The sequence below is a fragment of the Falsirhodobacter sp. 1013 genome, assembly GCF_051195255.1.
Lineage (GTDB): Bacteria > Pseudomonadota > Alphaproteobacteria > Rhodobacterales > Rhodobacteraceae > Falsirhodobacter.
This window is the reverse complement of record NZ_JBNJLK010000003.1, coordinates 1-18,449: the sequence shown is the minus strand read 5'-3', so window position 1 is coordinate 18,449 and position 18,449 is coordinate 1. Positions and strand designations below refer to the sequence as shown.

The following is an 18,449-nucleotide window of genomic DNA, read 5'->3' as shown; positions in this document are numbered from 1 at the left end:
CGGCTGACTTGCGGATGCGGTTCCGTCGGATTTCACACCCCAAACCGGGCTTCCTCCGGCGAAGCCCTTGTTTTTGCAAACGGCGCGACATCTTCCTCAACAGGATCAACATCTTCCGGCACCGCCATCCGCTTGGGAGGAACCCGCCAGAAGATGAACCGTTGGACCCCTGTCCGCCGAATATGATGAGGTCGCCGATGAACCAGCCGCCCGCCTTCGCCCCCGACACCACCGCCATGCGCGCGATGCGCGTGATCGCGCCCGGCCAGGTCCGGATGGAGGAGATGCCCCTTCCGGTTCCGGCCGACGGGCAGGTTCTGGTGCGGCTGGAAGGTTGCGGCGTGTGCGCGTCGAACCTGGAACCCTGGGCGGGGCCGGACTGGATGAACTACCCCACCGATCCCGGCGGCATGGGCCATGAAGGCTGGGGCCGGGTCGAACGTCTGGGCGCGGGCGTCACGGGCCTTTCCGTGGGCCAGCGGGTAACCTTCCTTGGCCAATGCGGATACGCCACGCATGAGGTGGTGGACGCCGGCCGCGTGATCCCCTTGCCCGACCGCATCGCGGGCCCCTTCCCCGGCGAGGCCTTCGGCTGTGCGATGAACATCTTCCTGCGGTCGGGCATCCGCGCGGGGGACCGCGTGGCGATCATCGGTGTCGGCTTCCTTGGCGCGGCGCTGACGCGGCTGGCATCGAATGTGGGGGCAGACGTGATCGCCATCTCGCGCCGCGACACCTCGCTGGCGCTGGCGCGGCAGATGGGCGCCGCCCGCACCATCCCGATGGAGGATCATCACGCCATCATCCACGAGGTCGCCGAATTGACCGACCACCGCTTCTGCGACGTGGTGATCGAAGCGGTGGGCAAGCAATGGCCGCTGGATCTGGCCGGAGAGATCGTGGCCGAAGGCGGGCGTCTGGTGATCGCGGGCTATCATCAGGACGGGCCGCGCCAAGTGAACATGCAGAACTGGAACTGGCGCGGGATCGACGTGATCAACGCCCACGAACGCAGCCTCGACAAATGCCTGAACGGCGTGCACGAGGCGATCAAGGCGATCGAGGCCGGCCGTCTGGACCCCGGCCCGCTGCTGACGCACATGTTCCCGCTGGAAGCGCTGGATCAGGCGCTGGACGCGACACGGGACAAGCCCGACGGGCTGGTGAAGGCCTGGGTGGCCTGCGCATGAGCCGGCCACGCGTGGCCTTCGTGGGTCTGGGCTGGATCGGCCGTCACCGCATGGAAGGCATCCTCGATCTGGTGGAGCCTGTCGCTTTGGCCGACCCGTTCCCGGAGTCGCGCGAGGAAGCCTCCCCCCTCGCCCCGCAGGCGCTGGTGTGCGAGACGCTGGAGGAGGCGCTGGCCACCAAACCCGACGGCGTGGTGATCGCCACGCCTTCCGCGCTGCACGCCGAACAGTCCATTGCGGCGTTGAAGGCCGGTTGCGCCGTCTTCTGCCAGAAGCCTCTTGGCCGCAGCGCCGCCGAAGTGCGCGAAGTGGTGGATACGGCCCGCGCCGGAAACCGCCTGCTGCATGTGGATCTGTCCTATCGCGGCACGGCGGCCCTGCGCGCCATCCGCGCCGCCTTGCAGCGGGGCGAGATCGGGAAGGTCTTTGCCGTCGATCTGGTCTTCCACAACGCCTATGGCCCCGGCAAGCCGTGGTTCTACGACAAGGCGCAATCGGGGGGCGGGCCGCTGATGGATCTGGGGGTCCACCTTGTGGACTCCGCGCTCTGGTGCCTGGACTTCCCGAAGGTGACCTGCACCACCGCGGAAATCTATGGCAAGGGCGCGGCGGGCGTGTCCCCGGACGCGGTGGAGGATTATGCCAGCGCCACCCTGCGGACCGAAGACGGCACCACGCTGCGGCTGGCCTGTTCCTGGAACCTGCATGCCGGGCGCGAGGCGGTGATCGAGGCGCATTTCCACGGCACCGAAGGCGGCCTGTCCCTGACCAATCCGGGCGGCGACTTCTACGACTTCGAAGCGCGGCGGCATCGCGGCACGACCAGCGAGCGCATTGCCGCCCCGCCCGACCCGTGGGGCATTGCCATGATCCGCGACTGGGCCACGCGCCTTGGGCAGGACACGTCCTTCGATCCGGCGGCGGAACACTATGTCGAACTGTCCCGCGTCATCGACGACATCTACGCCACCGGCGCCCGCTAGGGGCGCAGGGGCTGGCCGTCCGCGCCGAAGCGCCGGACGGCAGCCGGATCGGGGGTCAGGAACACCCGCGCCCCCGTTTCGAACGTCGCGTCGCGTCCCAGCTTCACGATGACGCGGCCGATGCCGTCCGCCTGAAGATGCACCAGCGTTTCCGAACCGAGGTTTTCCACCAGATCCACCGTGGCGGGCCAGTCGCCATGGGTGGTGGAAATCTCCAGATGCTCCGGCCGGATGCCCCAAGTGGGAACCGAAGGCTCGCCCAGCGCGGCGCCGTTCAGGAAGTTCATGCGCGGTGATCCGATGAAGCTCGCGACGAAAGCCGTCTGCGGATCGCGATACAGGTCCATGGGCCGGCCCGCCTGCTCGATCCGCCCGCCGTTCAGGACGACGATCTTGTCGGCCATGGTCATAGCCTCCACCTGGTCGTGGGTGACGTAAACCATGGTCACGCCCAGTTCCTTGTGCAGGCGGGCGATCTCCACCCGCATCTCGTTGCGCAACTCGGCATCAAGGTTGGACAGGGGTTCGTCCAGAAGGAACAGGTCGGGCTGGCGCACAATGGCGCGGCCGATGGCCACGCGCTGCCGCTGCCCACCCGACAGGGCCTTGGGCTTGCGGTCCATGTAGTCGGTCATGCGCAGGATGTCGGCGGCTGCGTCCACCTTGGCGCGGATCTCGGCCTTGGGGCGGCCGGCCAGCTCCAGCCCAAAGCCCATGTTCTGCCGCACCGTCAGATGCGGATACAGGGCATAGGACTGGAAGACCATCGCCACGCCCCGCTGGGCGGATTCCGCACGGGTCACGTCCCGGCCGTTGATCTCGATGGTGCCCGCCGTCGTCTCCTCCAGCCCCGCGATCATGCGCAGAAGGGTGGACTTGCCGCAGCCGGAAGGGCCGACAAGAACGCAAAGCTCCCCCGGCTCCACCACCAGGTCCAGGGCGTGGATCACCTCGGTCGGGCCGAAGCGCTTGACCACCCCGTTCAGGGCAAGGCCCGCGGGTTTCATCTGGATCGTCATTTCATCCCCGTGGTTGCGATGCCGCCCGTGATCGACTTCTGCAGGAAGGCGAAGATCAGCGTGACGGGCAGAAGCGACAGAACCGCCATGGCCAGCAGGTAATGCCATTGCACCTCGAACTCCCCCTGAAAGGCGTTGAGGCCGAGTTGCAGCGTGTAGTTTTCCGACCGTTGCAGCACGATCAGCGGCCAGAGGAAGTCGTTCCACCGCCAGATGACCGACAGGATCGCCAGCACCGCGATGGCGGGCATCGACAGCGGCACGGCGATGCGCCAGAACAGCTGCCATTCCGATCCGCCGTCGATGCGCGCAGCCTCGAACAGGTCCTCGGGCAGGGTCAGCATGTATTGCCGCATCAGGAAGATGCCGACGGGCGTGGCCGCCACCGGCAGGATCGCGCCCCAAAGGCTGTCGTAAAGACCGACGCTGTTCACCACCAGGAACAGCGGCACCAGAATCACCGTCTGCGGGATCATCAGCGCGGCCACGACCAGCAGCAGGAAGCCCATCCGGCTGCGGAACTTGTAGCGGCTGAGCGCGTAGCCCGCCATGGAGTTCATCACCACCGACAGGATCGTGGCGATGATCGTCACGAAGGCGCTGTTGTAAAGGAACCGCGGGAAATCGAAGGCCGACAGGCGCGCCGTCAGCGGCTCGGTGTAGTTGGAGGTTTCCAGATGCGGTTCGGACAGGCGGGTGATCGCCGTCGCCTCCACCCGCACCTGTTCGTGGGGCGGGTCGGGGTCGATCAGCACGGCGATGCGGCCCACCTGCGCGCGCAGGCCGAACACGCCCTCCCGCCCCTCGACCGTATAGGCGGGCAGCGGGCGGGGCTGGCCCTCGATCTCCAGCAGGATGGGGGCGTTGGGCAGGATGGTAGGCGGATACTGCGTCAGCTCGCTTTCCGGCTTGAACGAGGACAGCACCAGCCAGATCACCGGCAACGCGATCGTCAGGAACGCCACCGTCAGATAGGCGTAGCAGACCCAGTCGGTGAAGCCGGCCTTCCGCCCGCCTGCGCGGCGGCCCAGGAACGTGACGATGCCCATCAGCGATCCTCCATCCGGCGATTCGAAAGAACAAGTTGCAACCCTGTCAGCAGGAAGATGATCAGGGCGAGGAGGATCGACATGGCCGCGGCCAGCCCGTATTCGCGGGGCGCCGTGGTGAAGCCGGTCTCGTAGATCGATTGCAGCACGAAGGTGGTGGCGGTGCCGGGGCCGCCGCGCGTCAGGACCCACACCTCGTCAAACACCTGGAAGGCCTTGGTTACGGCGATGACCGACACCGACAGCAGCGTCGGCATCAGCAGCGGCAGCGTCACCTTGCGGAAGATGCGTCCGTTCGTGAAGGGGCGGTCGGATTCCAGGCTCGCCGCCTCGTACAGGTCCTTCGGAATGGCCTGAAGACCGGCGAGGATGATGAGGGTGTAGAACCCCGCATGGGCCCAGACATAGATGAAGATCGACCAGAACATCGCCCAATGCGCGTCCAGAAGCCAGGGCAGCCCGTCCAGACCCAGCCGGTCCAGCGTGCCGTTCAAAAGGCCCTGCCGGTCGAGGATCCACTTCCAGATCAGCGCCACCACCACGGGCGACAGCATCACCGGATAGAAGAACACCGCCCGCCAGAACCCCTGTGCCCGCACCAGCCGGTTCAGGACCAAAGCCGTGGCGAGCGAGAAGCCAACCATGCACACCACCTCGATCACGACGAAGAAGACGGTGTTGTAAAGGCCGCGCCAGAAGAAGAACACCTCGGGCGCGCAGGTGGCGGGATCTAGGTAGTTGGCGCAGGAAAACAGCGTGCGGAAGTGCTGGAGGCCCACGAAGGCCCGTTCCGTCGGCAGGACGCGGTTGCCGTCCGTCACCGCATAGACGACGTTCAGCAGCATCGGCAGGAAGACGAAGACGGCCAGCGCCAGGAAGTTCGGCAAAAGGAACAGGAAGGCCATCCGCCGGACGCCCACGCGCGATTGCAGCCACCGCATGGGGCGGTCCGTCAGATCGACCGTCCATCGTCCGACCGCGTTCAGGGGGTTCATGGCCATCCGTCGTCTTTCCGGTTCAATTGATAGCGCTGTCGATTTCGCGGGTCATGCGATCGAGCGCGGCCTCGACACCGATCTCCCCGCTGGTGGCAAGGCCAAGGTTCGCCGTGCCGGAATCGAGGATGCGGCGTTGCAGCGGCTCCACCTCCAGCTTCTGGATCACGGGGGAGACGCGAGCCACCTCGCCCTCGATTACCTCCAGCGAACGGGCCACGGCGGGATCGTCGGTCTGATAGGGAACGCCCGCCTTCAGCAGGTCCAGTTGTCCCGGCACCTGAAGGGTGCGGGCGGCGAAGGCCGCCAGCACCGGAGGGCTGGCAAGATAGTCCAGCATGCGGGCCACTTCGCGCGGATGGGCGGTGTGACGGAAGCCGACGATGGCCGAACCGCCCGCCATGCCACCAAGGCAGCCCGCATCGCCGCAAGGGTTGGGCACGGCGCGCCAGTCGAAGATCCCGCTGACATTGCGCGACAAGCGCGGCAGCAGCCACGACCCGGACAAAAGGAAGGCCGTTTCCGAATTCTCGAACAGGTCGGCGCCCGGCACGACCTGCGAACCCGAGGCGGCGGGCCAGATGTCCAGCGGCATCAGGCGTTCGCGGTGCCAGTCCACCAGACGCCGCGCGAAGGCGCGCACGCCGTCATCCACCACCTGAAGATGGCCCGCGTCATCGTAATACCGCGCGCCATAGGCCACGGTGCCGGGAATGGCGCGATGAAAGGCCCGGTCCATCGTCATGCCGGAATACAGGTCCAGCCTGTCCTTCACCTGCCGCGTGGCTTCGGCCCAGTCGTCCCATGTGGCGGAGGCGTCCGGCACCGGCACGCCCGCCTGTTCGAACAGGGACACGTTGACATAGCCGATGGTCATCGTGATCTGGTTCGGAAAGCCGAAGATGCCCTGCGGGTCGTTGTGCAACCGCATCCGCACAAGGGCCGACGGGTAGAAGTCGTCTTCCCAGTAGGCCGGATCGGCCAGATAAGGGCGGATGTCCAGAAGGTGGCGGGACAGGCCGGTGATATCGGTCACGCGGGCCACGTCCGGGCCCTCCCCCGCCTCCAGCGTGACGGGCAGGCCTTCCAGGATGCCGGAGCGATAGGGCACCACGTCCACCAGCACCGAGATGTCGGGATTGGCCTTTTCGAACCCGTCCAGAAGGTCGCGGTAAACCTCACATTCGTTGCCATCGGCATAGCAGGCAAAGCGCAGTTCCGTCTGCGCCTGCGCCACCGTGGCCGCGCCAAGGAAGAGTGCCGCAAGAAGGGTTGTCCGAACGTTCATGATCCCCCGCATGGGCCGCCTCGTGTCGCTGGGCCGGAAGATAGCCCGCCATGGGGAAAGGTCTTGTTCATGCCGTGCCAGATACCGATCCCTTGGGCGGAAAGAAAGCCTGTCTTCGGGCAAGGGTCCTTTGGACGACCTCTGTCCCGACCGCACATCCCAACCTGCGCCAGAGCAGATTGACGCCCCGCCCCGCAGACGTCACCTCTGGACGCAGCCGGAATACATGAGGATGCCATGACCAACCCGACGATCCAATCCCTGCGCAACCGCCGCACGCAATACGCGCTGGGCAAGTCGCTGCCCTTGTCCAAGGACGAGGTGGACGCCCTTGTGCGCGAAGCGGTGCGCCAGGCGCCGTCCTCGTTCAACTCGCAAAGCTCCCGCGCCGTGATCCTGTTCGGGGACGAGCATGTGAAGCTCTGGACCCTCGTGAAGGACACGCTGCGGGCCATCGTGCCGGCGGACGCCTTTGCCAGCACGGACGCCAAGATCGACAGCTTTGCCGCCGGGGCGGGCACCGTCCTGTTCTTCGAGGATCAGGCCACGATCCAGTCGCTGCAGCAGAAGTTCCCGCTTTACGCCGACAACTTCCCGGGCTTTGCCGAACAATCGGGCGGCATGGCGCAACTGGCCGTCTGGAACACGCTGGCCGATGCCGGCATCGGCGCCAGCCTTCAGCACTACAACCCGCTGATCGACGCGGCCGTCACCAGCACCTGGGGCCTTCCGGAAAGCTGGAAGCTGCGCGCGCAGATGCCCTTCGGATCGAACGAGAAGCCCTTCGGCGACAAAACGTTCATGGACGACGCCGACCGCTTCCGCACCTTCGGCTGATCCGGGCTGCGCCCCTTCGCGGGGCGCACCCCATCCTCAGGGGTCTTACCCATGGAACCGGGCCCGTGCCACGCCGGTTGTCTCTCGCAATCCGAAACCCGGTCCGGATCCTTCCGGTGCCGCGACATGATGGAGATGACCGATGGCTGACAAGACCCTCGACACGCTGTTTCACGAAACGCTGAAAGACGTCTACTACGCCGAGAAGAAGCTGACGACGAACCTGCGCAAGATGGCGAAGGCCGCGCAGAACCCCGAGCTGAAGGCCGCGTTCGAGCAGCACGAGGAAGAAACCCAAGGCCAGGTGGAACGCCTGAACCAGGTGTTCGAGCTGATCGGCAAGCGCCCCCGCGGCAAGACCTGCGACGCGATCGAGGGCATCATCTCGGAAGCGTCCGAGATCATGGACGAGTTCAAGGGCAGCCCGGCGCATGACGCGGGCCTTCTGGCTGCGGCGCAGGCGGTCGAGCATTACGAGATCAGCCGCTACGGCACGCTGAAGGCCTGGGCCGAGAAGCTGGGCATGGACGAGGCGGTGACGCTTCTGGACCAGACGCTGCAGGAAGAAACCGCCACGGACGAGAAGCTGACCATGCTGGCCGAGTCCGTGATCAACTCCGCCGCCACCGGCGAAGCCGCCTGATTGCCCAAGGGGCCCGCCTCGCGGGCCCCCGCCGCATGGGGCGACCCGGCCGGATCCTTGTGGACATTGGGGAGGTGGCTGCGATGGCCCTCTGGCATGGCAACCTGTTGCGGCGATGGGCGGACAACCTGCGCACCAGCCTTTGGCCGCTTCCCGCCCTGATGACGGGGATCGCAGCGGTCCTCTATATGCTTTCCGTCTTGATCGATCCCCATGTCGCGGCGGCGCAATTGGGCCCGCTGCGTCACATCACCTATGTGGGCGCGCCCGATCAGGCGCGCGAACTTCTGGCGACGCTGCTGACCTCGATGATCACGATGGCGAGCCTCGTCTTCTCCATCACGATGGTGGTCCTGACGCTGGCGGCCAGCCAGTTCGGGCCTCGCCTGATCCGCAACTTCATGGCCAGCTTCCAGACGCAGACCGTGCTGGGCACGTTCATGATGACGAGCGTCTATTGCCTGCTTGTGCTGACCTCCCTCGGGGATCGGCCCAGCAGCGATCCGGCTTCGGCCTACATGTCCGTGTCGCTGGCCGTCGCGATGTCGGTGGTCAGCCTTGCCCTTCTTGTGGTCTACATCCACGCGCTGGCCACCTCGATCGTGTCGGAGTCGCTGGTCCAGACGGTAGGGAACGAACTGGACAACAGCGTGGTGGCGCTGAAGCGGGCGGATGTGGCGCATGCCCCCCCGGCCGCCCTTCCCAAAGGCCTGATCGAACACGCGGCCACGGTCCGGCTGGAGCGGGCCGGCTATGTGCAGGTGATCGAGTTCGGCACCATGCTGGCCGCCGCGCAACAGGCCGACGCGCTGATCCTCCTGCCGTTCCAGACGGGGGATTTCGCGGTGCCCGATGCCGACCCGATCCGCGTCCATCCGCCGGAACGGCTGACGCCCGAACTGGCCCGCATCCTGCAGGATTCCGTGTCCCTTGGGGTGCATCGGACGCCGGTGCAGGATCTGGAATATTCCATCCGGCATCTGGTGGAGATCGCGATGAGGGCCATGTCGCCCGCGATCAACGACCCCTACACGGCCGTGGCCGTCGTTCAGCGGCTGACCTCGTCCTGGTCGCAGCTTTTCGCCTGCGAACTCCCCTCCGGCGCCTTGCGGGACAACCAAGGCACCCTGAGGATCCTCTTTCCGCCGCTGAGCTTCCGGAGCCTTCTGAAAGCCTCGTTCAGCCAGATCCGCCAGACGGCGGCGGCCAAGCCCTTCGTGCTGATCCACCTGCTGAAGGCCTTGGAGCAGATGGCCCACAGCGCGGTCACGGACGAACAGCGTGGGTATCTGGAAGAACAGGTCCAGGCCGTGCTGGAGGATGCGGAGCGGGAGGTGGCCAACAGCCAGGATCTGCAGGATGTCCGCGCGCAGGCCGGCCGCGCGCTGGAACGGCTGGCCTGCCCTAGTGCGGGCGGAAATCCGTGAAGGGCGTGATCCGGCGGCAATAGGCGGCCATCAGGCGGGCCGTCGCCTCCACGTCCTTCAGGCTGATCACCTCGCTGGGTGTGTGCATGTAGCGGAGCGGGACGCTCAGCAGGCCCGTTGCCATGCCGCCGCGGTTGGTTTGCAATGCCTGCGCGTCGGTCGGGGTGGTGCTGCCGGTGGCGTGGATCTGGTAGGCGATTTTCTCCTCGGCCGCCGCTTCGGACAAAAGGCGGAACACCTCGTGGTTGGTGTTCGCGCCGCGGTCGATGGCCGGCCCCATCCCGATGTCGAACCGGCCATAGCGCGAGGTCAGGGCGTCGCGGTAATCGGTCGCCTGCCCCATGTCCACCGCCAGTCCCGATTGAGGCGCGATGGCATAGGCCGCCGTTTCCGCCCCCCGCGACCCGATCTCCTCCTGCACCGTCGCCACGGCATAGACGCCGACGTTCAGGTCCAGACCGCCCTCTTGGCGCAGCATCCGCAGCGCTTCCGCGATGATCAGCAGGCCAGCCTTGTTGTCGAAAGCGCGGCCGGTCACGCGGTCCCCCATCAAGGGCTGGAATTCGTACTGGAAGGTCACGACGTCCCCCAGCGTGATAAGAGCCTCCACCTCCTCACGCGTGCTGGCGCCGATGTCGATCCAGAGGTCCTCCATCGCCGGCTTCTGCCCGACCTCGGTCGGGTCCAGAAGGTGGATGGCCTCGCGCCCCACCACGCCCGGAATGCGCGACCGGCCATGCACCCAGACGCGCTGGCCCAAGGGAGTCGTCGCGTCGTGGCCGCCGATGGGGCTGAAATACAAGAGCCCATCCGATCCGATGTGGTGGATGATGAACCCGATCTCGTCCATGTGGGCGGCCAGCATGATCTTCATCGTCGCCTGCGGGTTCAGGATGGCTGTGACGTTGCCCATGACGTCCGTCCGCACCTCGTCGGCAAAGGGGGTGACATAGTCGCGGTACAGCCGCGCCACAAACTTTTCATAGCCGCTGGGCGACGGGGCGGCGATCAGGTCCTTGAGGAAGTCGAGGGAGAGACAGGTCATGTCGATCATACCTTCATGGGTACAGAGGGGGATGTTCGGACGGTCAGTCCGGGCGCATAGCCAGCGCCCGGAGGAGGTCGGGCAGGTTCCGGTCCCGCATCCCGCAGTTGCAGACATTGGCCACGGGCGAAAATCAAAGGTCGGGGGCAAGAACGCCGTCGCCCAGAAGCACGATCCCGATATGGGGGGCCTTGAAGCGGACATAAGACGCGAGATCCCAGGCCTGCGGCTCGTCCCCCGGCCTTGTGGGGATGCAGACGATCCGTGCGGCGGGGAAGTGCTTCAGAAGAAGGAACGCGCAGTCCACGCCGGGGGCGGCAAGGACCGAAAGGCCTGTGCCGTCCAGACGGGTCCAGACGTCCGCAGGCAGGTGCGCCATCTCTTCCACCACCACGATGTCGGGAGGGAAGTCCGGAAGGCCCTGCGACGGCGAGGGACTGGCGGGCGCCGTTCCGGACGGTCGCGGGCGCTTGTCCGGGAGGGAGTCGGGGCGAAGGAACAGGGTTCGTTGCACAGGGTCCGTCATGACAACAAGGTTAGCACCGGGGGTGCGGGTGCCCAGCTTCCGTGCGTTAGCGTACGGGGTTGCCCGCGGCTGCATCATCGGCAAGATCGGCGGGCCTGCGCCCGCCCCCAGGCCACGGCCCTTTCCAGACGATCCGCCGCCGGTTGGTACGGTGGCAACCCATTGCCTTTCCAGCGTTTCCGTGACCAAATGGACCTGAAATCTGGTGTGGCTGACGAAAGTGGCTCAGGAAGAAACGATCATGTTGGCGTCCCGCTCCTTCCTGGATCTCAACGTTCCCATGGCGCGGCGCGTGGCGGAACATGACTGGTCCTGCACGCCCCTTGGCCCGATCGACGGCTGGCCGCCCGCGCTGAAGATCGCGGTGGGGCTGACGCTGGGATCGGGGTTTGCCAAGTGCCTGTGCTGGGGTCCGCAGCACATCGCCATCTACAACGACGCCTTCGTGCCGATCCTGGGCGACAAGGGCGACTGCCTCGGCCTGCCCTTCTCCCTCATATGGGAGGAGGCGTGGCCCTCCATCGGGCCCATCGCCGCCAAGGCGCTGTCGGGGCAGACCACCTTCATCAAGGACTTCCCCCTGACCGTCCGCCGCGACGCCTCGGGACTGAGCGAGGCGTTCTTCACCTTCTCCTACAGCCCGGTGCGGGATGAGGATGGAACCGTCTGCGGCTTCATTGACACGGTCATGGAAACGACAGAGCGGGTGCGGTTCGAGCGCAAGGCCGCCATCAGCAACCGCGAGCTGGTGCACCGCATGAAGAACTCCTACACCCTGGTGACGGCCATCGTGCGCCAGATCGCGCGCCAGGCCACCTCGGTGGAGGATCTGCGCGACCGGCTGGTGATGCGCCTGACCGACATGGGCCACGCGCAGGAGATCCTGTCCCTGCGCGTCAACGCGCAGGCCACGGTGGACGAAGTGGTGGGCCATCTGCGCGACCGGATGGACGGGATGGGGCGGCGCTTCGACATCTCGGGCCCCCGCATTCCGCTGAACGACAACGAAACCTTTGCGCTGACGCTGGCGCTGTATGAACTGGCCACCAATTCCACGAAATACGGCGCCCTGTCCGTCGACACCGGCCGCGTTCTGGTTCACTGGTCACTGGAGGAGGAGAGCGCCGACAAGCGCTTCACCTTCTGCTGGCGAGAGGTGGGCGGCCCGCGGGTGGAGCCGCCGCAGAAGCGGGGCTTCGGAAGCTTTCTTGTGAAGCAGCTTCTGGCGGCAGAGTTTCATGGCGACATGGCGGTGCACTACCCGCCTGAAGGCGTGATCTGCCAGCTGACGGCGCGCCACGCGGGCTGACCTCAGCGACGCTCCTCCAGCATCCGAAGGAAGTTCTCCAACTCCAGCCGCCGCTGCGCGTCTTCCGTCACGTCCTTGTCCAGCCCCAGTTGCCAAGCCAGATCGCGCCGATCCGGATCGTCATGCAGCGCTTGCAGCTTTCGCACATGATCGTCGATGGCGGCCTTGTCCCGCGCCAGACCTTCCTCGATCAGGTCGGGCGCCTGGCGCTGCAAGGCGGTGCCGATTTCGGCCAAGGTCAGTTCGGGATGATATTGCACGCCCCAGAAGGTCCCGTTGCGGTGCCGGATTTCCGCCGCCTCCACCGGCGTGTCGGCGTTGGAGGCGAGGACGGTGGCGTCTGGCGGCAGCGTCTTCACGACGCTGGAATGCATCGCGGGGGCGGTCCAGACGGTGGGGCGGCCCCGCAGCAGGGGATGGGACAGGCCGGCATCAGTCTTCGTGATATTGCGGGCAAAGCCGGCTTCCATGTGCGGACCGCGGGGGCCCGTCTTCCCCCCTGCGGCGGCCACGGCGATCTGAAGGCCCGCGCAGGACCCGAAGGCCGGCGTCCCCGCCTCGAACACGGAGGTCATGAAGCGGACCGCCTCATCGGCTTCGGCCGTGTCCTGATGCATCTGGATGGGCGATCCGGCAAAGAAGATGCCGTCAAAGGCGCGCAACTCCTCCACCGTCAGGGGATCCTCCCTCTCCACGCAGGACACGGTGGCGACCTGAAGGTCCGGACGCAGTTGCCGAAGCGCGTCCACATAGCTTTCATGGGAGGCAGCGCCGGAGGATTCGCGTCGGGTCTGACGTTGATCGGCGGTTTCGCTGGCGACGACGAGGACGCGGAGTGTCACGTGGGGATGGGTCCGTTGTGAAGGGATGCCGGGGACAACGTTCGAATGGCGGTTCTGTTCAAGCCGATCGTGGAATGTCGCGTGATCGTGTTCTGGAACGGTATGGCCCCGTGGGACCATGATATTTCTGTCGCCGGAAGGTTCCGCGACCTTTACAAATTGGCGGGTTCCTGCTGAAGACACGAGCGGCTTCTTTGTGCGGCCGCCGGTTCGTGACAATGAACGTTCAACAACAGCGGAGCGGCCGCGATTCGCAGGACCGCCTTTTAGCAGGAGCAGTTTCGACGTGTCAGACCGATACGCCCGGACCCGTCGTGACCCCGGGCCGGCAACGGTCGCCGCCTTCCAGGTGCGCGGCCGCTTCCTGACGGCGCTTGCGCTTCGCATCGACACCGAAAGCGCGGACGGCCCCTTCTATGCCCAACTGGACGATCAGCTGAGCCGGTCGCCGCAACTCTTCCTTGGCGCGCCGATCGTGCTGGACTTCGTCAACGCCCCCGGCTTTGGCGCGGCCGACCGGATGCGCGATCTGGTGGACAATCTGCGCCGGCGCGACCTGCGTGTCTTCGGCGTGCAGAACGCGGCGGGCTTCGATGCGTCGCTGCTGCAGACGCTGGGCCTGATCGCCCTCCCCTCGGGGCGCGAAGCGCCGATTGCCCGCGACGCGGACCCGGCGCCCGTTGCGGCGGCGGCAGCCGATGCCCCCCGGCCGGTGGAAAACAAGGTCATCCGGTCGCCGATACGGTCGGGCCAGATGGTCGTGGCGGAACATGGAGATCTTACGGTGATCGGGTCCGTCGCCTCGGGCGCGGAACTGGTGGCTGCGGGAAACATCCACGTCTATGGTTCGCTGCGGGGCCGCGCCATGGCCGGCTGCCACGGGAACGAGGATGCGCACATCTTCTGCCAAAGCCTGAACGCCGAACTGGTGGCCATCGCCGGCCTTTACCAGACCAGCGAGACGCTGGAAGATGCAGCCCGCCAACGCTGCACGCACATATATCTGGAGGATGAAAAACTTTGCATGGAGGTGATATCATGACGACGGAACCCAAGGACAAGCCGCCCCTCGGGCGGGTCATCGTGATCACCTCGGGCAAGGGGGGCGTGGGCAAGACGACTTCCTCCGCGGCCATTTCGGCGGCGCTGGCCAAGAAGGGCTTCAAGACGGTCGTGGTCGATTTCGACGTCGGCCTGCGCAACCTGGACATGATCATGGGCTGCGAACGCCGGGTCGTCTTCGACTTCATCAACGTCATCCAGGGCGATGCGAAGCTGAAGCAGGCGCTGATCAAGGACAAGCGGCTGGACACCCTGTCGATCCTGCCCACCTCGCAGACGCGCGACAAGGACGCCCTGACGAAAGAGGGCGTGGAGCAGATCCTGAACGAGCTGAAGAGCGAGTTCGACTACATCGTGTGCGACAGCCCTGCGGGCATCGAGCGCGGCGCCCAGCTGGCGATGTATTTCGCCGACGAGGCGGTGGTGGTGACGAACCCCGAAGTGTCGTCGGTGCGCGACAGCGACCGCGTTCTGGGCCTGCTGAGCAGCCAGACGAAGCGGGCCGAAACCGCGGGCGCCGAGCCGATCAAGGCGCAGGTGCTGATCACGCGCTACGACCAGGCGCGCGTCGAGATCGGCGAGATGATGACCGTCGAGGACGTGCTGGAGATCCTCGCCGTGCCGCTGCTGGGCGTCATCCCGGAAAGCAAGGCGATCCTGCGGGCATCGAACGTGGGCACTCCGGTCGTGCTGGACGGTCCTTCCGCCGCAGCCCAAGCTTATGAGGACGCCGTGACCCGCCTGACGGGAACCGAGTTGGAAATGCGCATCGTGGAAGAGCCGCGCCCCGGCCTGTTCAAGCGCCTGTTCGGACGGTCGTCATGAGCCTGTTCAGCTTCGGCCGCAAGAAGCGGCAGCCCAAGAGCGCGCAAACCGCAAAGGACCGCCTGCAGATCCTTCTGGCGCATGAACGCAGCAGCGGCAGCACCGGCGGCGCGGATTATCTGCCCATGCTGCAGCGCGACATCGTCGCCGCCATCCGCAAATACGTCGAGATCGGCGACAAGGATGTCGAAGTCCGCATGGAACGCGGCGACCAGATGTCGAGCTTGGAGATCAACATCGAGTTGCCGAAGGCCGCTTCGAAGGCGGGCTGAGGGATTGCCTTGGCAGGCCCGGAACGATCCGGGCCTGCGCTGCCTCCGACGCGCGCCTGAAGCGTCGGATAGCTGTCGTTATAACGGAGCAGGCCTCCAGATCTCGTCCCCCGTGCCGGCACGCCGAATATTTCGCCGGCACATGTTCGCAAAAGGACCGGCTGCCGCATTTGCTTCCAACCTCCTCTGCTCACGATCGACATTCCTGCTAACCGTTGAAAGTCGCGCCATGGCTGCAAAGAAGCCTTGGGCACACAGGTCATAATCGGGCGTTGTTTTACAATTCTCGCTGGGATCATGTCCCGCAGGACCATCTTGTCCGGGCCATCGCCCGCTCTGTTGATCTGGATTGCACTCGCCAGCAGCATCTTGCGCCGTTCTACAGCAGCCGGCCCGACCTTCGTGGGATCCTGAGCTGATGATCCGCATGCTGTTTTTCGGCCGCGGTTTTGGCATCCGGTGCTGGCGGCGGATCTGCGAGTAGGTCTTGTGGACCTGCCCTATCGGTGGTCATGCCGCTCCACCTGAACACGGCGGTACCATTCGACGTTCTATAAGAACTGGCACAGCCGCATCCGCAACAGCGACCGCTGGACCAAGTGTGCGTGCCGGTCGTCCCCCGCGGAAATGCCGGGTTGGCGGCCGCGCCTTCGCCACCCGTGCCAGCCTGATCCGCGCCGATGCCGGCAAGATGTATGCCAAGTCGCAAGAACCGTCTGATCGTCTAGTGCGCCATCTTGTTCCATTGGACTGCCTTGATGGCTTGCGTTTACTCGCTCACCTTCTGCAAGAACAAGGACACCCGGCTACCGGTTTATGACCCTGCAACATGTGCCTCGGAGTAGAGACAGCGTTCATGCCCCTTCAGAAGACATCTTTCCAATCTTCCTTGACCCCAAGTTTCGGGGAGACATACTTGTGGCCTTTGAGTGAGAACAAGCGAGTGGGCGCTTCTTACCGACAGTTATCAAGAGGCTGGTGAAGAGACCCCGACGATCAGGAACTTGAAGCCTTGTACAATATGTTCACTTTCGTTTCTAGAAATCGTTGCCACGCCTAAACCGATTGGTTTCAAAGCCCATTCACCCGCCAGCAAGCAGAGCATTATGACAAAGCGCAATATCCGGATCGCCTACGGTACCAACATGGGCCTTGTAGGGCCAACCGGGTTCTCCCTCGCCTCGGCCCTATCAGCTACTCCGGGGGTAGGCCATGTGGATATCCTTAGCGTATCCCTTACCGGCGAAGCGGTCAACTTTCTGCAGCGCATCGCCGATGATGCAGAAGTTTCGATTCAGTTTCACCCATTGACGGACGCTCATTTTCGTTCCGCAAAGCCCCAAGGCAATCATGTTCCGAAGGCGGCATTATCTCGGCTTCTTCTTCCGGATTACGTGGAAGGTCGGGTTATCTACCTTGATGGCGACACGTGGGTCCGCCGTGACCTCGCTCCCCTGTTCGACATGGAACTGGACGGCGCCCTCATCGGAGGCGTGCGCGACTACGGCCGCCTCAGAGGTGCCAGCCTTCTTCACGCAGGCCGGGAATCGGATAAAGGGCATGACGTAGCGAAGATCGTCTCCCCTTACCCTGCTGACAGTTACATCAATTCGGGCGTGCTGCTCTTGGACTGCGCTGCAATCCGGAGGGAAGCCGGGATATATGAGGCAATGCATCAATTCCAGCGGGCGATAAAGTACACGACGGTGGACCAAGATTATCTGAACGAACTTTTCCGGGGACGGATCAAGCATCTCAATCCCGCCTGGAACGCATCTTGGGGCCGCGACGCGCGTCAACGGAAATGGATTTCTGCCCATGGCTATTCAGGCGAGGAAGTCCAACACCAGAAGACGAGTGTGTATCACTTCCATGGCGCGGAAAAGCCTTGGCAGCCGCTATCGAAAGACAAGTGGCGTCGCAGACGATATGCTATCCTCGTTTACAAACTACGGCTAGAGATCTTCAAAAAACGCCATCCAAGCAAATTCTTCGCCTAGGGTCAGGATTCATGACCAGTAGATGACGGTTGCGGCGAGGGCGATGGCGGACAGGAAGACCTGTGGACAGCGGTCATAGCGGGTTGCGACGTGCCGTCTTGTCTGGAACCGGCAGCGCTTCGTGAAGGACCCGTCGAGCGGCAAGCGTCAGGCTCGGCCCAATCCGCCCGAGGAATGGATCATCGAGGACGTCGAGCACCTGCGGATCATCGGGGATGACCTGTGGCACCGGGTGAAGGCACGACAAGACGACGTGCGGGAGATGATGAACTTCGCCGCTTCGGACGACACGCCGCTGCGGCGCGATCTCGCACGCCGCCCGAAGTTCCTGCTGTCCGGCCTGATCAAGTGCGGCGGCGGCGCCACCTACACTCTGATCAACAAGACCCTTTACGGCTGCTCCGGCTCCCGCAACAAGGGTCTCGCGATCTGCACCAACCGCGCGACCTATCGAACGCGACGAGGTCGAAGACCGTGTGCTGGGCGGTCTGAAGGACCGCCTGATGCATCCGGACCTTGTGGCGGTGTTCATTGAAGAACACCGCCGCGCCTGGAACGACGCGCAGGCCGGTCAGGTCGCACAACGCGCCAAGACCGAACGTGACCTCACGCTGGTGGAGCGGAAGATCGCGGAGATCCTGTCGGCGATCGAAGACGGGATGTATGACCCGTCGATGAAGACACGGATGGAAGAGCTGAAGGTCGAGAAGGCGCAACTGTCTTCCGAACTTGCACAGACACCCGACCCCCCTGCTCTGCGGCTGCATCCCGGGATGACAGATAGCTACCGTGAGAAGATCGCGAACCTGGCGGCGTCCTTGTCGGATCCGGCAATCCAGCTTCAGGCGACGGAGCCTTGCGAGGCCTGATTTCCGAGGCCCGTCTGGTTCCAGACGCGAACGCACCGGACGGTCACCACATCGAGTTGGTCGGCGAACTGGCCGCCATTCTGTCCCTGACCGACGGCGGGCATGTTCCGGACAGCCACCTGCGGAACAACAAAAAGCCCCGCGGTTTGCGGGGCGTGGTGTCGGAGGTGAGGCCTCTTTGCAAGTTAGAGTGGTTGCGGGAGCAGGATTTGAACCTGCGACCTTCAGGTTATGAGCCTGACGAGCTACCGGGCTGCTCCATCCCGCG

At 64.9% G+C, this 18,449-nt stretch carries 19 protein-coding genes, 1 tRNA gene and 1 pseudogene; 12 read left to right on the top strand and 9 right to left on the bottom strand.

Annotated elements, in window-relative coordinates; translation table 11 throughout:
- Nucleotides 1-197 precede the first annotated feature (197 nt).
- Both ACSHZY_RS06345 and ACSHZY_RS06340 read left to right on the top strand, forming a co-directional pair.
- Nucleotides 198-1,190, top strand: coding sequence for an MDR/zinc-dependent alcohol dehydrogenase-like family protein (locus tag ACSHZY_RS06345; RefSeq protein WP_435167005.1), 993 nt, complete (start codon nt 198-200; stop codon nt 1,188-1,190).
- Entirely contained in the window at nt 1,187-2,173 is a 987-nt protein-coding gene (locus ACSHZY_RS06340; RefSeq protein WP_435167003.1) for a Gfo/Idh/MocA family protein, read from the top strand. Before ACSHZY_RS06345 ends, ACSHZY_RS06340 begins: the two co-directional genes overlap by 4 nt.
- Here ACSHZY_RS06340 and ACSHZY_RS06335 read toward each other — a convergent pair.
- Genes ACSHZY_RS06335 through ACSHZY_RS06320 form a run of 4 tightly spaced genes read right to left on the bottom strand, consistent with a single transcriptional unit; the run spans nt 2,170 to nt 6,524 of the window.
- Complete coding sequence (locus ACSHZY_RS06335; protein WP_435167001.1) at nt 2,170-3,192, bottom strand: ABC transporter ATP-binding protein; 1,023 nt, start codon at nt 3,190-3,192, stop codon at nt 2,170-2,172. The two genes, ACSHZY_RS06340 and ACSHZY_RS06335, sit on opposite strands and share 4 nt — an antisense overlap.
- Nucleotides 3,189-4,241, bottom strand: a complete 1,053-nt coding sequence (locus tag ACSHZY_RS06330) for a carbohydrate ABC transporter permease (RefSeq protein WP_435166999.1) — start codon at nt 4,239-4,241, stop codon at nt 3,189-3,191. The genes ACSHZY_RS06335 and ACSHZY_RS06330 overlap by 4 nt, the downstream gene beginning before the upstream one ends.
- Nucleotides 4,241-5,236: a carbohydrate ABC transporter permease gene (locus tag ACSHZY_RS06325; RefSeq protein WP_435166997.1), complete on the bottom strand. Its 996-nt coding sequence runs from the start codon at nt 5,234-5,236 to the stop codon at nt 4,241-4,243. The genes ACSHZY_RS06330 and ACSHZY_RS06325 overlap by 1 nt, the downstream gene beginning before the upstream one ends.
- A 22-nt stretch (nt 5,237-5,258) precedes the next feature.
- The gene (locus ACSHZY_RS06320) at nt 5,259-6,524 is read right to left on the bottom strand and encodes an ABC transporter substrate-binding protein (protein ID WP_435166995.1); all 1,266 of its coding nucleotides are present in this window, start codon (nt 6,522-6,524) and stop codon (nt 5,259-5,261) included.
- Between the two features lie 237 nt (nt 6,525-6,761).
- Between ACSHZY_RS06320 and ACSHZY_RS06315 the strand changes: the two genes are divergently transcribed.
- The 3 genes from ACSHZY_RS06315 to ACSHZY_RS06305 all read left to right on the top strand — a co-directional run bounded on the left by ACSHZY_RS06315 (nt 6,762) and on the right by ACSHZY_RS06305 (nt 9,431).
- The gene (locus tag ACSHZY_RS06315; RefSeq protein ID WP_435166993.1) at nt 6,762-7,361 is read left to right on the top strand and encodes a nitroreductase family protein; all 600 of its coding nucleotides are present in this window, start codon (nt 6,762-6,764) and stop codon (nt 7,359-7,361) included.
- 142 nt (nt 7,362-7,503) lie between these two features.
- A complete protein-coding gene (locus ACSHZY_RS06310; protein WP_435166991.1) occupies nt 7,504-8,004 on the top strand; it encodes a ferritin-like domain-containing protein in 501 nt (166 codons plus the stop codon).
- 35 nt (nt 8,005-8,039) lie between these two features.
- Nucleotides 8,040-9,431 carry a DUF2254 domain-containing protein gene (locus ACSHZY_RS06305; RefSeq protein WP_435166989.1) on the top strand — a complete coding sequence of 464 codons (1,392 nt, stop codon included), beginning with the start codon at nt 8,040-8,042 and terminating at the stop codon, nt 9,429-9,431.
- Here the strand turns inward: ACSHZY_RS06305 and ACSHZY_RS06300 are convergent.
- Together ACSHZY_RS06300 and ACSHZY_RS06295 are read right to left on the bottom strand one after the other, a co-directional pair.
- The gene (locus ACSHZY_RS06300) at nt 9,409-10,476 is read right to left on the bottom strand and encodes a M42 family metallopeptidase (protein WP_435166987.1); all 1,068 of its coding nucleotides are present in this window, start codon (nt 10,474-10,476) and stop codon (nt 9,409-9,411) included. The two genes, ACSHZY_RS06305 and ACSHZY_RS06300, sit on opposite strands and share 23 nt — an antisense overlap.
- A 133-nt stretch (nt 10,477-10,609) precedes the next feature.
- A complete protein-coding gene (locus ACSHZY_RS06295) occupies nt 10,610-11,002 on the bottom strand; it encodes a hypothetical protein (protein ID WP_435166985.1) in 393 nt (130 codons plus the stop codon).
- A gap of 241 nt (nt 11,003-11,243) precedes the next feature.
- Here ACSHZY_RS06295 and ACSHZY_RS06290 point away from each other — a divergent pair, with 241 nt between their 5' ends.
- Nucleotides 11,244-12,311, top strand: coding sequence for a sensor histidine kinase (locus tag ACSHZY_RS06290; protein WP_435166983.1), 1,068 nt, complete (start codon nt 11,244-11,246; stop codon nt 12,309-12,311).
- Nucleotides 12,312-12,313: 2 nt separating this feature from the next.
- On the opposite strand, the gene ACSHZY_RS06285 is transcribed toward ACSHZY_RS06290, so the two are convergent.
- On the bottom strand, nt 12,314-13,153 hold the full coding sequence (locus ACSHZY_RS06285; RefSeq protein ID WP_435166981.1) for a type 1 glutamine amidotransferase: 840 nt from the start codon (nt 13,151-13,153) through the stop codon (nt 12,314-12,316).
- A gap of 286 nt (nt 13,154-13,439) precedes the next feature.
- On the opposite strand from ACSHZY_RS06285, the gene minC reads away from it, so the two are divergent.
- The 4 genes from minC (at nt 13,440) to ACSHZY_RS06265 (ending at nt 17,312) form a co-directional block, all read left to right on the top strand.
- Nucleotides 13,440-14,195 (top strand): septum site-determining protein MinC, encoded by a 756-nt coding sequence (gene minC, locus ACSHZY_RS06280; RefSeq protein WP_435166979.1) that lies wholly within the window; start codon nt 13,440-13,442, stop codon nt 14,193-14,195.
- Nucleotides 14,192-15,040 (top strand): septum site-determining protein MinD, encoded by an 849-nt coding sequence (gene minD, locus ACSHZY_RS06275; protein WP_435166977.1) that lies wholly within the window; start codon nt 14,192-14,194, stop codon nt 15,038-15,040. The genes minC and minD overlap by 4 nt, the downstream gene beginning before the upstream one ends.
- Nucleotides 15,037-15,312: a cell division topological specificity factor MinE gene (gene minE / locus ACSHZY_RS06270; RefSeq protein WP_435166975.1), complete on the top strand. Its 276-nt coding sequence runs from the start codon at nt 15,037-15,039 to the stop codon at nt 15,310-15,312. Before minD ends, minE begins: the two co-directional genes overlap by 4 nt.
- 1,106 nt (nt 15,313-16,418) lie before the next feature.
- Nucleotides 16,419-17,312 (top strand): glycosyltransferase family 8 protein, encoded by an 894-nt coding sequence (locus ACSHZY_RS06265; protein ID WP_435166973.1) that lies wholly within the window; start codon nt 16,419-16,421, stop codon nt 17,310-17,312.
- A gap of 9 nt (nt 17,313-17,321) precedes the next feature.
- Here ACSHZY_RS06265 and ACSHZY_RS06260 read toward each other — a convergent pair.
- Nucleotides 17,322-17,408: pseudogene (locus ACSHZY_RS06260) on the bottom strand (IS5/IS1182 family transposase); the annotation flags it as partial.
- A gap of 25 nt (nt 17,409-17,433) precedes the next feature.
- On the opposite strand from ACSHZY_RS06260, the gene ACSHZY_RS06255 reads away from it, so the two are divergent.
- Together ACSHZY_RS06255 and ACSHZY_RS06250 are read left to right on the top strand one after the other, a co-directional pair.
- Nucleotides 17,434-17,847: a hypothetical protein gene (locus ACSHZY_RS06255; protein ID WP_435166971.1), complete on the top strand. Its 414-nt coding sequence runs from the start codon at nt 17,434-17,436 to the stop codon at nt 17,845-17,847.
- Nucleotides 17,816-18,181, top strand: coding sequence for a hypothetical protein (locus ACSHZY_RS06250; protein WP_435166969.1), 366 nt, complete (start codon nt 17,816-17,818; stop codon nt 18,179-18,181). The genes ACSHZY_RS06255 and ACSHZY_RS06250 overlap by 32 nt, the downstream gene beginning before the upstream one ends.
- A 191-nt stretch (nt 18,182-18,372) precedes the next feature.
- Here ACSHZY_RS06250 and ACSHZY_RS06245 read toward each other — a convergent pair.
- A tRNA-Met gene (locus ACSHZY_RS06245) sits at nt 18,373-18,449 on the bottom strand.

Excerpts from the sequence above, each read along its gene's own strand:
- ACSHZY_RS06335 (WP_435167001.1), bottom strand. The coding sequence starts at position 3,192 with ATGACGATCCAGATGAAACCCGCGGGCCTTGCCCTGAACGGGGTGGTC.
- ACSHZY_RS06330 (WP_435166999.1), bottom strand. The coding sequence starts at position 4,241 with ATGGGCATCGTCACGTTCCTGGGCCGCCGCGCAGGCGGGCGGAAGGCC.
- minD (WP_435166977.1), top strand. The coding sequence starts at position 14,192 with ATGACGACGGAACCCAAGGACAAGCCGCCCCTCGGGCGGGTCATCGTG.
- ACSHZY_RS06310 (WP_435166991.1), top strand. The coding sequence starts at position 7,504 with ATGGCTGACAAGACCCTCGACACGCTGTTTCACGAAACGCTGAAAGAC.
- ACSHZY_RS06290 (WP_435166983.1), top strand. The coding sequence starts at position 11,244 with ATGTTGGCGTCCCGCTCCTTCCTGGATCTCAACGTTCCCATGGCGCGG.
- ACSHZY_RS06340 (WP_435167003.1), top strand. The coding sequence starts at position 1,187 with ATGAGCCGGCCACGCGTGGCCTTCGTGGGTCTGGGCTGGATCGGCCGT.
- ACSHZY_RS06305 (WP_435166989.1), top strand. The coding sequence starts at position 8,040 with ATGGGGCGACCCGGCCGGATCCTTGTGGACATTGGGGAGGTGGCTGCG.
- ACSHZY_RS06320 (WP_435166995.1), bottom strand. The coding sequence starts at position 6,524 with ATGAACGTTCGGACAACCCTTCTTGCGGCACTCTTCCTTGGCGCGGCC.
- ACSHZY_RS06345 (WP_435167005.1), top strand. The coding sequence starts at position 198 with ATGAACCAGCCGCCCGCCTTCGCCCCCGACACCACCGCCATGCGCGCG.
- ACSHZY_RS06315 (WP_435166993.1), top strand. The coding sequence starts at position 6,762 with ATGACCAACCCGACGATCCAATCCCTGCGCAACCGCCGCACGCAATAC.
- ACSHZY_RS06295 (WP_435166985.1), bottom strand. The coding sequence starts at position 11,002 with ATGACGGACCCTGTGCAACGAACCCTGTTCCTTCGCCCCGACTCCCTC.
- ACSHZY_RS06265 (WP_435166973.1), top strand. The coding sequence starts at position 16,419 with ATGACAAAGCGCAATATCCGGATCGCCTACGGTACCAACATGGGCCTT.
- ACSHZY_RS06325 (WP_435166997.1), bottom strand. The coding sequence starts at position 5,236 with ATGAACCCCCTGAACGCGGTCGGACGATGGACGGTCGATCTGACGGAC.
- ACSHZY_RS06300 (WP_435166987.1), bottom strand. The coding sequence starts at position 10,476 with ATGACCTGTCTCTCCCTCGACTTCCTCAAGGACCTGATCGCCGCCCCG.
- ACSHZY_RS06250 (WP_435166969.1), top strand. The coding sequence starts at position 17,816 with ATGCATCCGGACCTTGTGGCGGTGTTCATTGAAGAACACCGCCGCGCC.
- minE (WP_435166975.1), top strand. The coding sequence starts at position 15,037 with ATGAGCCTGTTCAGCTTCGGCCGCAAGAAGCGGCAGCCCAAGAGCGCG.